Here is a 21,246-nt window from a genome sequence, read left to right on the forward strand (position 1 = left end):
CCTGAAAGTACTGACTAAAACGCGCTAACGGGCAAGCGGGCTCAAGCAACGGCCTTTTTTCCTGCGGCCATGCTTTGCGCGCGCAGCGCGTCGTAGCTGAGCTTGTCCATCGGCACGACGTTCTTTTCGCCGAGGTCGCCAAGCCGCACACGGAAGTTCTCGCGCGCGCTCCATGCGGAAATCGCGCAGACGATCGTGATGCCGAACGTGATCGCGCCGATCGTCAGCGGCACGTTGTGCGATCCCGGCGGCGCGACGTAGGCGAACAGGGCCGGCAACAGGGCGGTGATCGTCGTGCCGATGTTCTGGCCGATCGCCATCGCGGAGACGCGTGAACGCGTCGGGAACAGTTCCGGATAGAAGCTCGGGAAGATCGCGTTATAGCCTTGATAGATGACGCCCCACATCAGGATCGACATCACCATCGCGAGCGGCACGTTGTGGATGCTGATCGCGTACAGATACGCGAAAGAAAGCAGCCCGGCGCCGAGCGCGCCGACGATGATCGGCAGGCGCCGGCCGATCCGATCGGACAGATTGCCCACATATGGAATCACCAGCACCGCAACGATATTGCCGATCACCGGAATCCACAGATACAGGCTCTTCGAAAAGCCGATTCCATACGACGGCTGCACCGCGTACGCCGCGCCGAAAATCGTCGCGACGACCGGGATCACGTTCATCAGCGAGCACAGCACGACGCGCAGCATGTCGCGCCAGTTGTACTTGAACGCTTCGACGATCGGCGAGCGCGGCACGCCGCCGCTCGCGCCTTCCTTCTCGAACGCGGGCGTTTCGTGGACTTCGCGGCGGATGATGTAGCCGGCGATCAGCACGATCGCGCTGAGCAGGAACGGAATGCGCCAGCCCCACGAGTTGAACGAGGCGTCGTCCATGTAATAGGCGAGCGGCAGGAATACCGCGGCGGCGAGAATCTGCCCGGCCTGCACGCCTTGCAGCGTGAAGCTCGCGTAGTAGCCGCGTCGTCCGAATGGCGCGTGTTCGAGGATCATCGAGCTGGCGCCCGAGATCTCGCCAGCGACCGCGAACCCCTGGATCAGCCGCAGCACGACGAGCAGCACCGGCGCGAGAAAGCCGATCTGGTGATAGGTCGGCAGCAAACCGACCGCCATCGTCGACAGACCCATCAGGAACATGCAAAGAAGCAGTACGTTCTTGCGCCCGTGTGTATCGCCCCAGTGCCCGAGCACGATTGCGCCGATCGGCCGCGCGACGTAGCCGACGCCGTAGGTTGCGAGCGATGCGACGATCGCGATCTTGGGATTGCCGGAAGGGAAGAACAGTTGAGGAAAGATCAGCGCGGCGGCCTGCGCATAGATGAAGAAATCGTAGTACTCGAGTGCCGAGCCGATCCAGCCGCTGGCGGTTGCCTTGCGCGCCTGCGAGCTATGCCCGCTGCTTGCGGATGCGTTCGTTTGCATGTCGTCTCCTGAATGGGAAATGTTTTTGTCAGCTTCTACGGCTGAATCATTGGCGCTTTTAAACGGGCACCGCGCAAGCCAGGATTTTCCTGATCCCGTTACCGCGGTGCAGCACAACGGTACGGATCGACGCATGTCATACGCCGCCCCGGCGCACTGCGGGTTAACCACGGCATGCGTGCTCCGGGCATTGCATGCAGACCGGCATTCGAACGACCGCCCTTGCCCAACCAATCCGTTGGAGCTAGGGTAATAGCGTTATGCGCCGACACAATGCGTCCAGATGCAAAATCAGAATGCGCTCACAGCCACGAATGAATCCTTCCTGCGCGATCTGCAGCTGTTCTGTCATATCGCGCGGCGCGGCAGTTTTGTCGCGGCGTCGACGGAGATGGGGCTGTCGCCGTCGCATGTGAGCAAGCGCATCGCAATGCTCGAAGCCGGTCTCGGCGTGAAGTTGTTTCAGCGCACCACGCGCCGCGTCAGCGTGACGAGCGACGGCGAAGCCGCGCTGCAGTGGGCGCAAAAAATTCTCGACGACGTGCAGGGCATGGCCGACGCGTTCGCCGATCGCCGCACCGAGCTGAGCGGTGTGTTGCGCATCAGCACGAGTCTGCGGCTCGGCCGCAAGCACGTGTCACCGATTCTCGCGATGCTGCGCGAGCGCCACCCAAACCTCGAAATCTGGCTCGAACTGCTGGATCGGCGCGCGGATGTGGTCGGCGAGAACTTCGATATCGACGTGCGCGTGGGCGAAGTGCAGGAGCCGCATCTGATCGCGCACAAGATGGTGGAGAGCGCGCGCATTCTGTGCGCGTCGCCGGCTTATCTCGAGCGGCACGGCGCGCCGGTCGAACTCAACGATCTGACCGGCCATGATTGCCTGCTGTTTCGCGGCCGCGACGACCGCTTCGGGGTGTGGCGTCTCAGTGGGCCGCACGGCGAAAAGAGCGTGAAGGTGACGGGCACGGTCGCGTCGAATCTGAGCGACATCGTCGTGCAGTGGGCGAAGCAGGGCTACGGGATCGTGATGGTATCGATCTGGGACGTGGCAGAGAGCCTGCGCGCGGGCGAACTGGTGCGCGTGCTGCCCGACTATCAGCAATCCGCCGATGTGTGGGCGGTGACGGCCGCGCGCTTGTCGTCGTCGGCGCGGATTCAGGTGTGCATCGAGTTTCTCAGGGAGCAGCTGACGTGCGGGCCGTATGCGCTGGTGACGCGCGGCGTCGGCGGACTCTGAGCTGCGCCTGGATGGGTCCGGGGTTCGGACGCTGCGCGCTTATACGCTCGAAGCCGTATCCTCTTCCGCCTCGTCGAGCTCGCTGCGCTGAACCGTCGTGACGGAGTCGGGAAACACCGTGGTGGCCATGACGGGTCGCGGGTCTTCGATGCTGTAGCGCAGGAGCCAGCCTTCACGATAGAAGCGCAGCTGCCGGTATCGCATCAGATAGACCAGACCGACGAGCGCCGCGCCGAACCCCGATGCCGCGCCGACGCCAAGCGCCCAGCGCGGGCCGAAACGGTCGGCGACCCAGCCGACCACCGGCGCGCCGAGCGGTGTGGTGCCGAGCGCGATCGCGAGCAGGATCGCGATCACGCGGCCGCGCATCGCGGGCTCGGTGGTCAGTTGCACGAGGCTATTGGTCGAGGTGGTGAAGGTCTGCGTCGACACGCCGATCACGACTAGCACGATGCCGAACAGCACGTAGTTCGGCATCAGCGCGGCTGCCGTGCAGCCGACACCGAACAGCGCGACGGCGCCGAGCAGCAGCCCCATCGTGGGCCGCGCGCGGCGCGCGGCGAGCAGCGCGCCGGTGACCGAGCCGATCGCCATCGTCGAACTCAGGAGGCCGTATTCGCTGGCGCCGGCACGGAACGCGGTGACGGACATCGTCGAGATGAAGATCGGGAAGTTCAGGCCGAAGGTGCCGATCAGGAACAGCATCAGCAGCGCCGCCTTCAGATCGGGGCGGGTCCATACATATTTGAAGCCTTCGACGAAGCTGCCGCGCGAGCGCACATTGCGCGGCTTGATATGCAACTGGTCGAGCCGGAGCATGCGCAGCGCGCCGAGCACCGCGACGAACGACAGCGCATTGATCAGGAACACCCAGCCGCTGCCCACCGACGCGATCAGCAGACCCGCGACCGCCGGGCCGAGCATGCGCGCGGCGTTGAACGACGTGGAGTTGAGCCCGACCGCGTTGGCGAGATCGCGTTCGCCGACGAGGTCGGATACGAAGGTCTGGCGCGCGGGCGAATCGAACGCGGTCACGCAGCCGAGCAGACCCGCGAACACGTAAACCTGCCATAGCTGCACGAGCCCCGTGACCGTGAGCAGACCGAGCGCGAGCGCCAGCGTGCCCATCGCCGCCTGCGTCGCGAACAGCAGCTTGCGGCGGTCGAAATGGTCGGCCGCGTAGCCGGTGAGCGGCAGCAACAACATCTGCGGGCCGAATTGAAGCGACATCACGATGCCCACAGCCGTCGCGTTGTGATGCGTAAGCTCGGTCAGCACGAGCCAGTCCTGCGCCGTGCGTTGCATCCATGTGCCGATGTTCGAGACGAGCGCGCCGCTCGCCCAGACACGATAGTTGAAGATGCGCAGCGAACGGAACGTGGTGCTCACGGCAGGGGTTTCCTCAACGCGGGGTGGGCCGGATGCGGGTGGTGACTCGCGTCAATTCAGGCTTTAAGCGCGCGAGCGTTCGAGCAGATCGAGCACTTCCTGCGTCGTGCCGGTTTCGCCGAGGCGCGGGAAGATACGCGTGATGCTGTGGGTGTGCGCTTCGGCGTTCAGATCGGTCATCGCGTCGACGACGAGCGTGACGTGCAGGCCTGCCTCGCTCGCGAAACGCGCGGTCGATTCGACGCCGATGCTGGTCGCGATACCGACGAGCACCACTTGCGTCACGCCTTGCCGTTGCAGATACGAGGCCAGATCCGTGTTGGTGAAGGCGCCCCACGTGCGCTTCGTGACCAGATGATCCGACGGCTGCGGCTTCAGTTCGGGCAACAGATCGGCGAAACCGGCCGGGAAGTCGGCGGAGTGGCGACCCTGGTCGGTGCGGCCCGGTGCGCCGGCGGTGACATTCACGAGCACGACCGGCAGGCCGTGGCGGCGGAACGCGTCGAGCAGCATCACCGAGCGTTCGACGATTTCGCCGGCCGAATGGGGCGCGGTGGGCAGCGCGACGACGCCGCGCTGCAGATCGACGACGATCAGTGCAGTTTTGGCATCGAGAGTAGTGAGTGCCATGAAGTGCTCCTGCGAGTGGCGAGACGCGCGTGCGCGAATCGCGAGTTACAAATCGACGAGGCGTTTCAGCAGATCGACGCCCGTCGCGAGCTGTTGCTGTTCGGCTTCGGTGAAGCGAGTTTGAATCGTGCGGTAAAGCCAGTCTTCGCGCGCCGCGCGGCTTGCCTTGACCTTCTTGCGAAAGGAAGGCGTCAGCGACAGAACCGTCTGCCGACCGTCGTCGGGATCGGGCGCGCCGCTGACGAGCCCCGCGGCTTTTAATGCCGCGAGCGTTTCTCCCATCGACTGTGGACGCATGCCGTGCGCGCGCGCGAGCGCGGTGACGGTGGCTGGGCCTTCGCGTTCCAGCAAGTTCAGCACCTGCACCTGCGACGGCGTGAAGTCGCCGACATGCGACTCTTCGCGCAGACGCCGGCGCAGCTTGCCCGCCAGCACGCGCAGGTCTTCGGCCAGCGTATGGAGTTCTTCCGGCGTAACGGGGGGAGGGGATTTGCTCATGCGATGAACTCACGCGATGACATGATGTGAAGGTATCCTGCGAAGGTTACCTTCGTATCTCGCCAGGGTCAAGTTTTGAGGTGGCGGGACGCCGTACGCCCGGGCCACGATCGCCTCAACGCGCCCGCATCCGTCGGTTGAAAAAGCGCCAGACCGCGGCGCCGGCCAGCATCGCACCGCCGAGCGCAAGGCCCAGCAACACCAGCGAACTCAGATGCTCGCGCACCACCGGCACGTTGCCGAACAGATAGCCGGCCGCGATCAGCGACACGATCCACAGCGCCGCGCCGGCAGTGACGAACGTGACGAAGCGCGAGAACGTCATTCGCGATACGCCCGCGGCGAACGGCGCGAACGTGCGCACCACGGCGATGTAGGGTGACAGCAGGAAGGTCAGGCGGCCGCGCGCCTCGCTGAACGCGTGGGCACGGCTCAGCGCATTGCGGTTGAGCCAGTAGTAGTTGCGGGTATAGACCTTGTCGCCGACCGCGTGGCCGATCGCGTACCCGACGACGCTGCCGGCCACCGTCGCGACGAACAGCACGGGCGCGATGATCCACACGTTCAATGCACCGGTGGCCGCGAGCGCGCCGCAGATGAAGATCAGCGGATCGCCGGGCAGAAAGAACAACGGCAGAAAACCGAATTCGACGAACACGACGACGAACAGCAGTGCGTAGATTGCCGTGCCGAATTGCACGATCAGCGCGCTCAGGTGCTGGTCGAGGTGCAGCGCGATCTGCAGCGCATTCATCAGGTTCATGTTGGCATGAGCCTCAGGTGGCGTTCGGATCTGATGAGTGTAGTCCCGCGAGCGTGGGTGAGGGCGCTCTTGCGCGAGTTTATGTCGTTTGACGCTTGTCGATGTTGCGGCGCCGATGTCAAACTCGGGTGGTCTTCATCAGATGCAACGCCATGTCGCGCGACTCCGCCATCACCTTCCGTTTTGCCGCGCCGCACGAAGTGGAAACGATTCGCGCCATCGAATTCGAAGCGGGCCTGCGTTTCGTCAGCGTCGGCATGACGGGCATCGCTGACGCACCGCCGATGGCGCGCGAGGTCGTGGAGCGCAAGATCGAAGCGCGCGAGATCGTCGTCGCGCTCGACCAGCAGGAGATTTGCGTGGGCTTCGTGATGTTCGAGCCGCAACCGACGCGCATCTACATTCAGGAGCTCGATGTACTGACCTCGCACGCGGGCAGGCGCATCGGCGCGGCATTGATCGAAGAGGTCGCGCGAATCGCGCGCGTGCGGCAATTGACGCAACTCGTGCTGTCGACGTATCGCGACGTGCCGTGGAACGCGCCGTACTACCGGCGGCTCGGTTTTCGCGACCTCGACACGTCGGAACTCGACCCGGCATTGGTTGCGCTGCGCGACGCGCATATCGCGCGCGGGCTCGATGAGTCGAAACGGGTGTTCATGCGGCGCGATCTGGCGTAGCGCGCAAAAAAGGCGGCGGGCGTGGCTGAAATTCAGTCACGCCCGCCGCTTTGCCATCTCATACAGCGGACTTGAGCCCGCTGTCACTACCGATTACACCGCTTCCAGCGCCGGATAATCGATGTAGCCGGCTTCGCCGCGCGCATAGAACGTCGCCGGAACCGGCGTGTTCAGCGGCGCATCTTCAGCGAAGCGGCGTACCAGATCCGGGTTCGCGATGTACAACTTACCCCAGGCCACCGCATCCGCTTCACCGGCGTCGAGCACCTGCTGCGCGGTTTCCTTCGTGAACTTCTCGTTCGCGATGTACGGGCCGCCGAACGCTTTCTTCAGCTGCGGGCCGAGGCGGTCGTCGCCGAGCGATTCACGCGCGGCGATAAATGCGATCTTGCGCTTGCCGAGTTCGCGCGCGACATAGCCGAACGTTGCGGCCGGATCGGAATCGCCCATCGTATGCGAGTCGCGGCGCGGCGCGAGATGCACGCCGACGCGGTTTGCGCCCCACACGCTGATGCACGCGTCGGTGACTTCGAGGAGCAGACGCGCGCGGTTCTCGATCGGGCCGCCGTAGATATCGGTACGCTGGTTGGTGCTGTCCTGCAGGAACTGGTCGAGCAGATAGCCGTTCGCGCCGTGCACTTCGACGCCGTCGAAGCCCGCGGCCTTGGCGTTTTCCGCGCCCTTGCGGAATGCTTCGACGACACCGGCGATTTCATCGAGCTCGAGGGCGCGAGGCGTCACGAACGGACGCTCGGGCCGCACGAGGCTCACGTTACCGCCGGCCGCGATCGCGCTCGGCGCGACCGGCAGCTCGCCGTTCAGGAACACCGGGTCCGAAATACGGCCGACGTGCCACAACTGCAGGAAGATCTTGCCGCCCGCGTCGTGCACGGCCTGCGTGACGAGTTTCCAACCTTCGACCTGTTCCTGCGACCAGATGCCCGGCGTGTCCGCATAGCCGACGCCCTGAGGCGTGACCGATGTCGCTTCGCTGAGGATCAGGCCGGCGCTCGCGCGCTCGGCGTAGTAGCGCGCCATCAGCGCGTTCGGCACGCGAATTTCCTCGGCGCGCTGACGCGTGAGCGGCGCCATGATGATGCGGTTCGGCAGCGTGATATCGCCAATTTGCAGCGGATCGAAAAGAGTCGGCATGAGAGTTCACCTTTGGCGGCGGGCAGGGCCCGTGCCTCATAAGACTGCGTGAAAGAAGGAAACGCGGCGATGCGAGTGCGGTGCTCAGAGCGTGGCGTTCATGTATTCGAGGAACGCCTGAATGACGGGCTCGTTGCGTTTGAAAAACACCCATTGGCCGACCCGTTTCGACGTAACGAGCCCCGCGCGCTGCAAAGCGGCGAGATGCGCCGACACGGTGGACTGCGACAGGCCGCAGCGCGCGTCGATCTTGCCCGCGCACACGCCGTGGTCGAGCGGTAGCTCCTGATCGGCAAAGTGCGCGTACGGCTCGCGCAGCCAGCCGAGAATCTCCCGGCGGACGGGGTTGGCCAGCGCTTTGTGGATCGCGTCGAAATCGGGCGTCATGTGGATGGTTTCAGGTGGTTCGACAAACGGCACGCTGGTTGGCGTGCGCGCAATTGCATCGCTACGGTACGAATCATATATCGGAATTTGACGATATGTGCGAAGGCACTACTGGGAATGGGGCGATAGGTTATCGACGTGAAGTTTGGATCGCGCTGCGTGGCGGTGCGCGGCGATTACGGTTTTCGGGACGGTCATTCGCAGCAACGACGGGCGGCAGCATTGTCCCGACGGCTCGAAGGATGAGTCGCTGGTCGAAGTTCTCCCTAATGTCGCGCGAGCTCAACTACGCGGTGCTACGAGGCATCTACGGCCTTGGAATAGCGCTTCTTTCTGCCTACGTTGTCGCGGTTGGCGTCCGGAGTCATCTCCTGATCGTCCCGTTCAGTTATTACCCCGCCGTCGCCGTAATGCCGTTCAGTCAAGCAACTGAACGGCATATTTTTTTCATGAGATTGCCGCCTTGTCATCTAGCCGTCAGGCATCACCGCAACGCGGCGACCTCAAGACGCAGCACTTCTCGTGCGGACCTGCGCTCGTCGGTCCCTGCATGAACGCGGCTCGAATGACTTCAAACGCGCAACGCTTCAGATTGGCCGTATGATGCTGAAATCATCTCCAAGGTCCCGGATCCGGGTCCGCCATGCCATCAAAGAGCACAGATTCCACTGGACATGAGCGTGTGACTTACGCACCCAATGGCGATGCACACATTGATGAGCCAAGCAGGCTGAACCGATATCAGCGGGCGCTGGTCATGGGGACGGGCATCGCCATCTCGTTTGTGCTGGTGCTGTTGACCGGCGTTTTGCTGCACTCGGCGATCGCGGAATACATAGAGGATCGCTACAGAGACTTCTCTCTACGCCAGATTCGCGTGCAACTTGAGTTCCTCGAGCGGGAAAGAACCTTGCGAGCCGCGATCCTCCATGAGGAATCGGGGTGGGGTACGCGACCACTTGCACCCGCGGCCCTCATCGACGAATTTGCTGCGCAGCATGGACAAGTCATTCTGCAGAGACACGCGAATTTTGACCCGGTGATGATGCTCGGCGATGTTGGTCCGTCGCACCCCGCATCGGATTTTGCACCGTATCTCGCGCTCGGCGTCGATTTTCATTATCGTGTTGGACCTTGGGCCAAGGTGCAGACCAATGCGGTGTCAGGCTATTTCTATTCGCCGGACCGGCGCTTCGTCGGAATTCTTCCTGCACCGGCATCGGGCAACCCGGTCAAGCAAAGCGGCACGAAAGACGTTCACGAGCTTCTCGACCGCATTGCCCCGGACATCGGCGATCTGACAGACCCAACGGTGATCGAGAGGTTGCGAGAGGGCGAGGGTGCGACCTGGTTTCCGCCAGCCACAGATCCATTCGGCGACAAGCCCGCAATCCGGCTCGTCATGCCGGCTTTTAGCGAGGGCAAGATTTTCCTCGTGGCTGTCCGAAAGATTTACTTGAGTTCCGTAATCGAAATACTTGCCGGGGGGCGCTACGATGAGGAATCGCTGCTGCTCGATTCCGCCGGCAACGTGATCCTCAGTACAGCCACGCCGGGTACCGGCGCTGCGCTGACGCAACGGATTCTCGAGTCTCGTCCGCAAGCGGCGGAGCGAACCGGAGAAAGCCGTCGCTATCGCAATCGACTTTTCATGGCCAGTGCGGAAGTAACGAATTCTGGCTGGACCATCGTTTACGCATTCACGTGGCGCACGATTCTGCGCGACTTGGGGCCACGCCTCGCTGCTTACATTGCAGTGGTGCTGCTGGTCCTGGGGTTCATGTGGCTGCTTCTGTTGATGCTCGATCACAAGCTCTTCAAGCCCGACTACGAACGTTCGCAACGAGTATTCGAAAGCGAAGCCTTGAATCGCACGATGGTTGCCGCCGCGCCGTCCGGGTTCGCGCTGCTGTCTTTCGAACAGGGCGATATCTTGTTGCAGAGCAACCTGATGCGTGCCTATGAACTGAACACGCATCCGGACGAGCCACGCTTGCACGAGCGTTTGCTCGGACTGTATGACCGCAGCCCTGGCGCTCCCGCGTGGCAGTCCGATCTGGAGATGCCGCTAAGGCTGGCCGATGGCCGCGTGGACGACCTGCTGGTGAGCATCGTGCGCACCAAGTATCGCGGGAAAGATGTGTTGCTGTGCAGTTTTTCCGACGTCACGACGCTGAAAAACACCGAACGCAAGCTGGACGAGGCGCGTGCCGCGGCGGACGCTGCCAACCAGGCAAAGTCGGCGTTCCTCGCGATGATGAGCCACGAAATACGCACGCCGCTCAATGCCATTCTCGGCAACCTCGAGTTGCTCGGACGCTCGCCGTTGTCACCGTTGCAGGAGGAGCGGGTAGGGGTCGTTACGTCGTCGTCCACCGCGCTGCTCGGCATCATCAACGACATTCTCGATTTTTCGAAGGTGGAGTCGGGTCAGATGACGCTCGAGTCGATCAGCTTCGATCTCGCTCAGGTGATTCGTGAGGTGGCCGCGATGTTCGAACCAGTCGCGCAGGCGAAGGGACTCGAGTTCGACTGCGTGATAGACGATGCGCTCGCGCCGCACTATCTAGGTGACCCGACGAGAATCCGGCAGATCGTGATCAACCTGGTCAGTAACGCGATCAAATTCACCGCCACGGGCGATGTACTGCTCGAGGTCTACCTGAAGGACGACACGGCCGAAGATTCTCCGATCGTGATCGGCGTCAGCGACACCGGCATCGGCATGACCCCGCAGCAGCAGGAGTCGCTATTTCATGCTTTTACACAGGCCGATTCCTCGATTGCGAGGCGCTACGGCGGAACAGGCCTCGGACTCGCGCTCTGTCTGCGCCTGACCGAATTGATGCATGGCACGATTTGGGTGAAGAGCGAGTTACATGCCGGAAGCACTTTTGTCGTGACCTTGCCCATTCCGGTGAGTGCAGACCGCCAAGTCAGCGCCGCAGGACATACCACGGCCGAATCGAAGTCCACCGAGATCGACACAAACGCCATTCACATCCTCGTTGTGGACGATCAACTCGCCAACCGGGAGTTGCTCGTCGCGCAACTTGCTACGCTGGGATACGACGCCGATATGGCCGATAGTGGCGGGGCGGCATTGCGGCGCTTCAACGAGCGCCACTACGATCTGGTGATGACCGACATCAATATGCCGGGAATGGACGGGTACGCGCTCGCGCGGTGCCTTCGCGCTCAAGGCGCGACGGTGCCGATCATCGCGATTACTGCGCATGTCGCGGCAGAAGTGCGGGCGCAATGCACGAACGCGGGAATCGACGAGGTCCTGCTCAAGCCTGTCCTGCTCGACACGATGGACGCGATGGTGCGGCGGGTGGTCGACGAGGCCGCCAGACGTCCCGCGATCGACACCATGGGCAGGCGCGACATCTCGCAAGGGCCATTGCCCGAGCACATCCATGCTGCGATGACCCAGGCGATGAAGGATTCGCTTCGGGAACTGCATGCCGCCGTTGAAGTTCGGGATATGAAAACGGTGCTCGCCCAACTTCATGCGGTGCGCGGATCTTTCGCGATGATTCAGGAAACGGAAGTGGCGAATGCGTGCGCGCAGATGGAGCAGCAAGCCAGAAATAACGACATTGCCGCCGTCAAGGATGGACTCGATCGTTTCGAGCCACTCGCATACTCGGCGCTCGCGCGGCGCGCGATTGGCGAGCAGTCCGACGCATGAGTTTCGGCGTCAGCGCAGCATCAGCGGGCGCCTGAACAGAGCGTCGACTTCTCCGACGACGCTCCCGGCGTTGGCCGACCTCTTCGATGCCGATTTCACCGACGCGCCGCACCCGGCACACGTCCAGCTTCCCCGTGATGCCCCAGCGCGCGCGACAGATTGCCCACCTCCCGCTTGAGCAACGCCGCGAACTGCGCGACGCGCTCATCGGTTACGCGCACGCTCGGCCCGAAAATGCACACCGAACCCGCCACCTGGTTCGCGCCGTTGAAGAATGGCGCGGCCACCGCGACTGCGCCGGCGATCAGTTCGTGATGGCTGGTGCCGAAGCCCTGTGCGCGAACCGCGTCGAGATCGGCGGCGAGCGTCGCGACGTCCTGATTCGGGTCGGTCAGATAGCGCCGCAGATCGTCCGCCGACAGCGACATCTGCGAAAGAATCGTGCGGCCGCTCGCGCCGAGCACGAGCTTCTCTCGATAGCCAACTCCGCGCCGGAAACTGAGCGGCTGCGGACTTTCCAGTTCGGCCACGCAAATCCGGTAGGTCCCCTCCGGCACGAACAGCGCGACCGTCTCCGAAGTCGCTTCCCAAAGCTCGCGCAGCATCGGCTGCGCGAGCTGCGCGATCGTATTGTTCGCCATCCACGCGTGCGCGACTTGCGCGACCGAGCTGCCGAGCCTGAAGCGCTGCGGCTCGCCGGACGACGCGAGAAAGCCGTTCTGTTCGAGCGTATTCAGCAGCCGGTATAGCGTCGGTCGGCTCAGGTCCACGCGGGTCAGCAACTCCGCGACGGTCAATTCCTTGTCCCCGGGCCGGAATGCCAGAAGGATTTCTAGCGCCCGCTCGACTGCCCGCACATTTTCGTGCGGCTTTTTTTCTTCCATTTGAAATTTCCTTTCCGCGTCGGTCCGCGTCGATTGCACATTGTAGTGAAAGTCCCTATCGGCACGAACTTGACGCACATCAATCTGTCCGTACAATGAGAACACATTCTCACACAACGGACAACCGGATTCGGAGGAATTATGGACAAGAACATGTCGGAGACGCTGGTTCGCACTGGCCCAGGCACGGCGATGGGCAATCTGATGCGCCGCTACTGGGTGCCGGTGCTGCTCGCGAGCGAAATCGCGGAGCCCGATTGCCCGCCTGTGCGCGTGCAGATCCTCGGCGAAAAACTGCTCGCCTTTCGTGATTCCGAAGGCCAGCCGGCGCTGATCGACGAGTTCTGCTCGCACCGCGGCGTGTCGCTGTACTTCGGCCGCAATGAAGAGAACGGCATTCGTTGCTCGTATCACGGCCTCAAATTCGACCGCAACGGCAACTGCGTCGAAGTGCCGTCCGCACCGCAGGCGTGCAAGCACATGGGCATCACCGCGTATCCGTGCATCGAACGTGCGGGCATCGTGTGGGCGTACATGGGACCGAAGGACCGCCAGCCGGCGCCGCCGGATCTTGAGTGGTGCAACCTGCCGGACAGCCACGTGTTCGTGTCGAAGCGGTTGCAGGAATCGAACTACCTGCAGGCGATGGAAGGCGGCATCGACACGAGCCACGTGTCGTATGTGCACCGCTACGAAGTCGACGATGACCCGATGCACCAGGGCACCAAGGCGCTCGACTACATCAAGGCGGACGGCAACGTGATCTTCGAGATCGAGAAGCAGCCGTTCGGCCTCACGCTGTTCGGCCGTCGCAACGGCGAGCCGGATTCGTACTACTGGCGCGTCACGCAGTGGCTGTTCCCGTGGTACACGCTGATCCCGCCGTTCGGCGATCACTCGCTCGCGGGCCACGTTTGGGTGCCGATCGACGATCACAGCTGCTGGGCGTGGAGCATCAACTTCCGCCCGGACCGTCCGCTCGACGAGCAGGAACTGGCCGACCTGAACGCCGGCAAAGGCATTCACTGCGAGTACGAGGAGGGTGGCAGCTTCCGGCCGAAGGCGAACAAGGACAACGACTATCTGATCGACCGCAAGGCGCAGAAGGAAAAGCGCGCGTATTCGGGCGTGTTCGGCTTCGCGATGCAGGACGCGTCGCTGCAGGAAAGCATGGGTCCGATCCAGGATCACAGCAAGGAAAAGCTGTTGCCGACCGACCGTGCGATCGTGATGGCGCGCCGCATGATGTACGAGGCGGCAACGGCGCTGGTGCCCGACACCGATCCGCCCGCGATCGACGCCGACCAGCAGCGTGTGCGTGCGGCCGGCGTGCTGCTGCCGCGCGATCAGAAGCCGCAGGAGTGGGCGGTGATCCATCTGCACGACGGCAAGGACCAGCCGATCTACACGATCTGATGCACGGCGGGGCCGGACTCCTGTCCGGCCCCGCCGTGTCGTCGTCTGATCCGACTGGATCTTCCGCCCATTCCGCAAAAGGAGGCCGGCTGCGCCCCGGCATGCAATGAAGCAACGTAAAAGACTCGAAGACAAGGTCGCGCTGATCACCGGCGGCGGAGGCGGCATCGGTGCCGCGACCGCACGCGTGTTCTGCGCGGAGGGCGCCGCTGTGGTGCTCGTCGATGCGAATCAGGAGGCGCTCGCGCGCGTCGCCGACGAACTGAAAACGGCCGATCCGTCCGCGCGTGTCGAGACGTTCGCGGCCGACGTGTCGAACGACGCCGATGCGATGCGCGCGGTGCAACTCGCCGCCGATTCCTTCGGCCGGCTCGACGTGCTGGTGAACAACGCGGCGATGCGCAACTACAGTGCGCTCGCCGACGCAACGCCGGCCGAGTGGCAGGCGATGGTGTCGGTCAATCTGGTCGGCACGTCGAACTATTGCAGCGCGGCGCTGCCGTTCCTGCGCCGCGCGGGCCGCGCGAGTATCGTCAACGTATCGTCGTGCTATGCGGTGACCGGCCGCAAGGGCATGGGCCTGTACGACGCGACCAAGGCCGGCATGCTCGCGATGACCCGCACGCTCGCGTTCGAGGAGACCGCGAACGGCGTGCGCGTGAACGCGGTGTGCCCGGGTTCGACGCTGACCGAATTCCACGTGAACCGGGCGATCGCCTCGGGCAAGAGCGTCGAGGTGCTGAAGACGCAGCGCCAGGACACGTCGCTGATCGGCCGCTGGGCGTCGCCCGAAGAGATCGCGTGGCCGATCCTGTGGTTCGCGAGCGACGAGGCGTCGTACATCACCGGCACGACGCTGATGGTCGACGGCGGCCTGTCGGCGATGTGAGCGGAGGAGATGGCATGAACATGACCGATTCCACGCTGATGATGCGGGTTGCCGCACGGCGCGACGAAGCCGACGGGATCGCCGGCTTCGAGTTCGTCGATGCAGACGGCCGCGAGCTGCCGCCGTTCGAGGCGGGCGCGCACATCGACGTCTACGTGCCCGGTGGGCCGGTGCGGCAGTACTCGCTGTGCAACGCACCTCACGAGCGTCACCGGTATCAGATCGCGGTGTTGCGCGACGCCAATTCGCGCGGTGGCTCGCAGCGCATGCACGACGCGGTGAACGAAGGCGACGCGATTCACATCGGCGTGCCGCGCAATCATTTCCCGCTCGCCCGGCATGACGCGAAGCCGCTATTGCTCGCGGGCGGCATCGGCGTGACGCCGATTCTCTGCATGGCGGAGCAACTGGCAGCCAAGGGCGCGGCGTTCGACATGCATTACTGCGCGCGCTCGAAGAGCCGTGCGGCGTTCGTCGAGCGAATCGCCGCGTCGTCGTGGGCGGACAACGTGCAATACCACTTCGACGACGAGCACGGCATGCTCGATCTGAACGCACTGCTGACAGGAGGCGCGGACCGGCATCTGTACGTATGTGGTCCCCAGGGCTTCATGAACGCGGTGCTCGACACGGCGCGCTCGCTCGGTTGGAGCGACGATCGTCTGCACTACGAGTACTTCGCGGCGGCGCAGCCTTCCGGCGACGGCGAGTCGTTCGACGTGCGGCTTGCGCGCTCGGGCCGCGTGGTGTCGATTGCGGCCGATTGCACGGTCACGCAGGCGCTCGCGGCGGCGGGTGTCGACGTGCCGGTGTCGTGCGAGCAGGGCATCTGCGGCACCTGCATTACGCGCGTGCTCGACGGCGAACCCGACCACCGGGATCTGTACCTGTCGCCAGAGGAGCAGGCCCGCAACGATCAGTTCCTGCCGTGCTGTTCCCGTGCGAAGTCGAGGGTGCTCGTGCTCGATCTGTAACGGCATTCGCCGGCGCCGGGCACATCGGACGGCCGGCGCCGTATCCATCAGAAAGAAAGAAAACGGGCGGCCGCCGGCACGCCCGGTATTGGAGGAGTCATGGAGAAGAATCTGGCGTCGTCGCAGGGCATGTCCGCGAGCGTCTGGAGCTCGAACGGCGCACGGGAGGCGAGTAGCGCCGACACGAACCCGTATCGCTGGGTCGCGCTGTTCATCGTCTGGGCCGCGTTTCTGCTCAGCTATGTGGTCCGCGTGGCATGGAGTACAGTGGCCGCGCCGGTCGGCGCGTCGCTCGGCATCAGCGTGTCGATGCTCGGTGCGTTCGTGACCGCGTTCTACGCGGGCTATGTGCTTGCGAACGTGGTCGGCGGCATGCTGACCGATCTGCTCGGCGGTCGCGCGATGCTCACGCTCGCGCTGCTGCCGCTCGGCGTGCTCACGTTCACGTTCGGCTACACGCATTCGCTCGCCTTCGGCATCGTGATTCAGGCAGCGATGGGTTTCGCGGCGGGCGCCGACTACTCGGCCGGCATGAAGATCATTCCCGCATGGTTCACACGCGACCGGGGCCGCGCAATGGGCCTCTATACGACCGCGACGTCGCTCGCCGTCGTGATCGCGAACGCGGTCGTGCCGTCGTTCTCCGCGCGGCACGGCTGGTCGAACGCATTCCATATGCTCGGCATCGTCACGTTCGCGTGGGGCATCGTCACCTTGCTGCTGCTGAAGAACCGGCCGTCGAACGAAGCGAAGCCCGCGCGCAACAGCCTTCAGGACATGCTAGGCCTGCTGCGCAACCGTAACCTGATCGCGCTGTCGATCGCGGGCTGCGGCGGCTTGTGGGCGACCGTCGGCTTCGCTGCCTGGGGCAACGCGCTGATGACGCGGCAATACGGCATTGCGCCGATCGTCGCCGGATCGATCGTCGCCTCGTTCGGCATCGGCGCGGTGATCGCGAAACCGACGCTCGGCTGGATCTCCGATCTGCCCGGCGTGTCGCGTCGGATGATGTCGATCGGCTGCCTGATCGCGTTCACGATCGCGCTGCTGGTGTTCGGCTACTGCTCGACCGCGCATCAGTTCTATCTGGTCGCGCCGATCCTCGGGGCGTTCTCGTTCGGCTATCTGCCGGTGCTGATGGCACAGGTCAGCGACGCATCGGGCAAGCGCCTCGCGGGCGCGAGCGCCGGCTGGACCAATGCGATCTGGCAGTCCGGCAGCGCGGTGTCGCCGATGCTGGTCGGCTCGCTGTATGGCGCGAGCCATTCATTCCTGCTCGCGCTCATCACGCTTGCGATCGGACCCGCTATCGCGGTCGTCGCGATGTTCTTCGTCAATCCACAAATCGCACGCGAATGACCGATTCTCCGATAGCCGCCGCGGCCACGCGCCGGCTACCGCGACGACAGAGATCGAACGATCGCTCTTCCGCAGCACAAAACAACTCAATTTCCAGCAGGAGACACATGGTGAAGCACACGCCTCTCGCCAGGCCGTCGAAGGTCCTTTTTGCATGTGGTATTGGTATCGGCATCAGCGGCGCGGCGCATGCGCAGTCGTCGGTCACGCTGTATGGCATCGTCGACTCGGGGGTGACCTACGTAACTCACGCTGTGACGCCGCAGGGATCGTCCGGCACGCAGGTCGCTCTCGGCACGGGCAACCGGCAGAATTCGCGCTGGGGTTTCACGGGCAAGGAAGATCTCGGCAACGGATTACGGGCGATTTTCACGCTCGAATCGGGCATGGCGATGAACACCGGCGCGCTGCAGCAAGGCGGACGGCTATTCGGCCGGCAGGCGTTCGTCGGACTCGAATCGGACCGCTACGGCACGATGATGCTCGGCCGGCAGATGACGCCGATGTACCGCTACTTCCTCGCGCTCGACCCGCTCGGGTATTCGAGTTACGGCCTTTCCGCGCAGGACGCGCAGTTCGTCGGTCGCGCGGATAACGCGGTGTCGTATCTCGGCCACGTGGGACCGTTCGAGCTGAACGCGCTCTACAGCTTCGGCTATGACGCAGTCGCCTCGAACGTGCCGGTGGCGGGCTCGTTTCGCGTCGGCAAGCAGTACGACATCGGTGGACGCTACGTGCAGGGGCCGCTCAATCTGACGTTCGTGTACGAGCAGCGGCAAGGCTCGGTGATCGCGACATCGGGCGATAGCGAGCGGCGCTACGTGGCCGGCGGTTCGTATGCGATCGGCAAGGCGACGCTGTACGGCGGCTACGAATTGCTGCTGAACGACGTCCCGTCGACGCTCACCGCATCGCCGCCGCAGTCGATGGCGTTCGCGGGCGTACGCTACAAGGCGACTCCGGCGCTGGACCTCGCGGCCGCGGCTTACTATCACGCGTATCGCCACGTCGACGCGCACGCATTGAGCACCGGTCTCAACGCGGACTACTGGCTGTCGAAGCGCACGGCGCTGTACACCGACATCACGTATGTGATCAACAGCTCGAAGGCCGCGCTGAGTGCGACGGGATGGGCGACTTCTGTCGCGACGACGACCGTGAAGACCGGCGCGAACCAGCTGGCGGTTGCGGTCGGCGTGCTGCACAAGTTCTGACGGCGACGGCCCGCGCTCAATCGCTCAGCGCGTCGCGATGATCGCGCGGGCCGTTCGCCGACGCGTAATATCGCTGCAACGCTTCAGTCGAGCGCGCGCCCAGCGTGCGGATCTGCGCGAGCCAGTCGGTATCCGCCGGCCATTCACCACCGATCACGCGTGGATAGATCTGCCGCGCGTAGCGATGCAGTGCCTTCGCGCCGATGTTGCCGCTGACGCCGAGCAGCGCATGCAAGCTCGCGTGCGTCGCCTTGATATCGACAGCCGCGCTGTTTGCCGCGAGTCTCACGACGAGCGAGCGGATCTGTTCGATGCCGTTCAGGAACGATTCGTCGAGCAGATCGAGCGAGACCAGCTCCTCGAGGTGCGGTTCGTCGAGCAGGCTTTCTTCAGCGATGGTGGTGGCCGCGGGCGCGCTCGCAGTGGGGGCCAATGCCACCGGCGTCGCCGCAAAATCCGTTTGCGCGCTTGCGCCCGCGGTTTCCGCGATTCGTCGTGAAAATGGAGCGTCCGCAATCAGCGCGCCGCGCGTGCCGAACTGCCGCGCGAGACATGCGTACAGCGAGCCGGCCTGCACCGGCTTGATCAACACCTCGTTCATCCCGGCGGCAAGGCAGGCCTGCGCCGCCTGAGCATCGGTGTGACTGGTCAGCGCGATGATAGGCAGCGTCGCGTACGCATCGGTGCGGGCGCGAATCGACTTCGTGGTCTCGATGCCGTTCATGCCCGGCATGTTGACGTCCATCAGGATCGCGTCGATGAAGCCGTCGTCGTGCAGTTCGGTCAGCACCGCCTGACCGTGGTCGGCCTCGACGACGCTCGCGCCGCAGCGCTCCAGATACGCCTTCGTGACGAGCCGGCTGTAGGTGTCGTCGTCGGCGATCACGAAGGTCCTGCCGGCGAAGCCGTCGGGCAGTTCGCCAGGCTGATGCCGCACGCCGTTGTCGAACAGAGCCTGCACCGCGGTGATCAGCTCCTGCACACTCGACGTCTTGCCGATGATCTCGTCGATGCCGGCGCGCCGCGCGCGCAGCCGCACCGCGTTGCCCGGCTCGGCGGTATAGGCGGCGATCAGCACGTTGCGGTTCGGGCAGTCCCGGTCGGCGCGGATGCGCTCGGTCGTCGCGTAGCCGTCCAGATCGGGCATGCTGATGTCCATCAGCACGAGGTCGTAGAGCGGCGCACGCCGCAACGTGGCGAGCGCGAGCTCGCCGCCCGACGCCTCGCTGACATAGGCTCCGGCCTTCGTCAGCACGCGGCGGGTGCGGGCGCGCAGCGTAGCGTCGTCGTCGACGACGAGCACGCGCTTGCCCTTGAACGCCGGCATCGCGCGTTCGAACAGGCGCCGTTCGTGCTCGGCGACCTCGTCGGCCGCTACCGGCGGAAAGCGCAGCGTGAACGCGGTGAACTTGCCGAGTTCCGATTCGCAGTCGATGCTGCCGCCGAACGCCCGCATCGCCCGCTGGCAGTAGGCGAGCCCGAGCCCGGTCCCGCCCGAGTTGCCGGCCGTGCGAAACGGCTCGAACAGATGCTGCAGGATCTCCGCCGCGATGCCGGGGCCGGTGTCGCGCACGATCACCGAGCCGCTATCGACGGTCAATGTCAGCGTCGCCTGCGGATACGCGACGATGTGATGCAGCGCGTTCTTGATCAGGTTGAACAGTGTGAATAGATAGACCGTCTCGTCGACCTTGAACACGAAGTCGCGCCTGACGACGACGCTCACCTTCGCGCGCTCCTTGTCGTTGTCGAAGCCGTATTCGGCGAGCGCCTTGCGCGTGGTCGCGCCGGCATGCAGGTAGCTGAGACTATCCGGGCGGATCGATTTCGCGGCGACTTCGTCGAGCGTCATCGCGATGATGCGCAGGCCGCGCTCGATCGACAATTGGCCCTGCGCGAGATGGTTGTACATCAGCGAGGCCGTGCCGTCGGAGAGCGTCGGCGCCGCGCCTGCTCTGTTCGCCGACGGCAGCGCTTCCTCGACGCGGTCGAGCACGTGCCGCAACTGGCTCAGCGGATTGCGCATCTCGTGCGCGATGGAACCCGCGAGCGCCTGCAATGCGCGATTCTTTTCGACGAAGATGCGTCCCTTGCTGATCGCGTGACTGAACGCCATGCTGCACAGTACGACCACCGGCAGCAGCGCGAGATTGGACTTGTCCTCGGCGCTGAGAACGACCGGCGTCGGCGCGCTCAACACGCCGGCAAGGCCGCCGGAAAACACGCCGATACCGATGCACGTTATCAGCAGCACCGGGTTGTCGATACACAGCGCCAGAATGAAGATCATCATGACCTCGGTCATCATCCACATCGTGGAGAAACCGTTTCTGACGGTCAGGAACGTGCACACGAACGGCAGCACGTAAATCAGGCAGCAATGCCAGTAGATCAGCAGCGCGGGGTTGTAGCGTCGCGGCCAGCGCGCCTGGAACAGCAGCGGAACGCAGACGGCCGCCGCGCTGAGCCGAAGCGGCAGGTTGTCGTAAGGCTGCGGAAGGATGTAGGTCCAGACGACGTAATAGATGGGGTGACACAGGAGGCCGAGTGCGCCTCCCCATCGAATCGCGAACCTGCTTCGTTCCAGCATATCCCGCATGCTTTCGCGCGGTCTCGCCATCAGGCCTCC

Annotated in this window: 17 protein-coding genes; 8 read left to right on the forward strand and 9 right to left on the reverse strand. The window is 64.1% G+C overall.

All coding sequences use genetic code 11. From position 1 onward, the window contains the following. Positions 1 to 41: 41 nt before the first annotated feature. Entirely contained in the window at positions 42 to 1,445 is a 1,404-nt protein-coding gene (locus BC1002_RS17940) for an MFS transporter (protein ID WP_013091413.1), read from the reverse strand. A gap of 283 nt (positions 1,446 to 1,728) precedes the next feature. On the opposite strand from BC1002_RS17940, the gene BC1002_RS17945 reads away from it, so the two are divergent. After that, on the forward strand, positions 1,729 to 2,685 hold the full coding sequence (locus BC1002_RS17945) for a LysR family transcriptional regulator (protein WP_013091414.1): 957 nt from the start codon (positions 1,729 to 1,731) through the stop codon (positions 2,683 to 2,685). A 39-nt stretch (positions 2,686 to 2,724) separates the two neighbouring features. Here the strand turns inward: BC1002_RS17945 and BC1002_RS17950 are convergent, their stop codons facing one another. From BC1002_RS17950 to BC1002_RS17965, 4 genes are all read right to left on the reverse strand, one after another. Then, the gene (locus tag BC1002_RS17950) at positions 2,725 to 4,074 is read right to left on the reverse strand and encodes an MFS transporter (protein WP_013091415.1); all 1,350 of its coding nucleotides are present in this window, start codon (positions 4,072 to 4,074) and stop codon (positions 2,725 to 2,727) included. A gap of 63 nt (positions 4,075 to 4,137) precedes the next feature. After that, complete coding sequence (locus BC1002_RS17955) at positions 4,138 to 4,704, reverse strand: isochorismatase family protein (RefSeq protein ID WP_013091416.1); 567 nt, start codon at positions 4,702 to 4,704, stop codon at positions 4,138 to 4,140. 45 nt (positions 4,705 to 4,749) lie between these two features. Further along, on the reverse strand, positions 4,750 to 5,202 hold the full coding sequence (locus BC1002_RS17960; protein WP_013091417.1) for a MarR family winged helix-turn-helix transcriptional regulator: 453 nt from the start codon (positions 5,200 to 5,202) through the stop codon (positions 4,750 to 4,752). Positions 5,203 to 5,317: 115 nt separating this feature from the next. Beyond that, entirely contained in the window at positions 5,318 to 5,965 is a 648-nt protein-coding gene (locus BC1002_RS17965) for a VTT domain-containing protein (protein WP_013091418.1), read from the reverse strand. A 152-nt stretch (positions 5,966 to 6,117) separates the two neighbouring features. Between BC1002_RS17965 and BC1002_RS17970 the strand changes: the two genes are divergently transcribed. Continuing rightward, entirely contained in the window at positions 6,118 to 6,645 is a 528-nt protein-coding gene (locus BC1002_RS17970) for a GNAT family N-acetyltransferase (RefSeq protein WP_013091419.1), read from the forward strand. A 93-nt stretch (positions 6,646 to 6,738) separates the two neighbouring features. On the opposite strand, the gene BC1002_RS17975 is transcribed toward BC1002_RS17970, so the two are convergent. Continuing rightward, entirely contained in the window at positions 6,739 to 7,797 is a 1,059-nt protein-coding gene (locus tag BC1002_RS17975; protein WP_013091420.1) for an alkene reductase, read from the reverse strand. A gap of 84 nt (positions 7,798 to 7,881) precedes the next feature. After that, positions 7,882 to 8,184: an ArsR/SmtB family transcription factor gene (locus BC1002_RS17980; RefSeq protein ID WP_013091421.1), complete on the reverse strand. Its 303-nt coding sequence runs from the start codon at positions 8,182 to 8,184 to the stop codon at positions 7,882 to 7,884. Between the two features lie 682 nt (positions 8,185 to 8,866). Between BC1002_RS17980 and BC1002_RS17985 the strand changes: the two genes are divergently transcribed. Continuing rightward, complete coding sequence (locus BC1002_RS17985; protein WP_238537987.1) at positions 8,867 to 11,881, forward strand: hybrid sensor histidine kinase/response regulator; 3,015 nt, start codon at positions 8,867 to 8,869, stop codon at positions 11,879 to 11,881. Between the two features lie 95 nt (positions 11,882 to 11,976). Here BC1002_RS17985 and BC1002_RS17990 read toward each other — a convergent pair whose 3' ends face one another. After that, positions 11,977 to 12,765, reverse strand: coding sequence for an IclR family transcriptional regulator (locus tag BC1002_RS17990; protein ID WP_013091423.1), 789 nt, complete (start codon positions 12,763 to 12,765; stop codon positions 11,977 to 11,979). Between the two features lie 141 nt (positions 12,766 to 12,906). Here BC1002_RS17990 and BC1002_RS17995 point away from each other — a divergent pair, with 141 nt between their 5' ends. From BC1002_RS17995 to BC1002_RS18015, 5 genes are all read left to right on the forward strand, one after another. After that, complete coding sequence (locus BC1002_RS17995; protein ID WP_013091424.1) at positions 12,907 to 14,181, forward strand: aromatic ring-hydroxylating dioxygenase subunit alpha; 1,275 nt, start codon at positions 12,907 to 12,909, stop codon at positions 14,179 to 14,181. A gap of 106 nt (positions 14,182 to 14,287) precedes the next feature. Then, complete coding sequence (locus tag BC1002_RS18000) at positions 14,288 to 15,070, forward strand: SDR family NAD(P)-dependent oxidoreductase (RefSeq protein ID WP_013091425.1); 783 nt, start codon at positions 14,288 to 14,290, stop codon at positions 15,068 to 15,070. A 14-nt stretch (positions 15,071 to 15,084) separates the two neighbouring features. Then, positions 15,085 to 16,044: a PDR/VanB family oxidoreductase gene (locus tag BC1002_RS18005; protein ID WP_013091426.1), complete on the forward strand. Its 960-nt coding sequence runs from the start codon at positions 15,085 to 15,087 to the stop codon at positions 16,042 to 16,044. 99 nt (positions 16,045 to 16,143) lie between these two features. Next, positions 16,144 to 17,403: an MFS transporter gene (locus BC1002_RS18010; RefSeq protein WP_013091427.1), complete on the forward strand. Its 1,260-nt coding sequence runs from the start codon at positions 16,144 to 16,146 to the stop codon at positions 17,401 to 17,403. 107 nt (positions 17,404 to 17,510) lie between these two features. After that, positions 17,511 to 18,617, forward strand: coding sequence for a porin (locus BC1002_RS18015; RefSeq protein WP_013091428.1), 1,107 nt, complete (start codon positions 17,511 to 17,513; stop codon positions 18,615 to 18,617). 16 nt (positions 18,618 to 18,633) lie between these two features. Here the strand turns inward: BC1002_RS18015 and BC1002_RS18020 are convergent, their stop codons facing one another. Further along, positions 18,634 to 21,237, reverse strand: a complete 2,604-nt coding sequence (locus tag BC1002_RS18020) for an ATP-binding response regulator (RefSeq protein WP_013091429.1) — start codon at positions 21,235 to 21,237, stop codon at positions 18,634 to 18,636. Positions 21,238 to 21,246: the final 9 nt, after the last annotated feature.

Source organism: Paraburkholderia atlantica, assembly GCF_000092885.1.
In the GTDB taxonomy this organism is placed as follows: Bacteria; Pseudomonadota; Gammaproteobacteria; order Burkholderiales; family Burkholderiaceae; genus Paraburkholderia; species Paraburkholderia atlantica.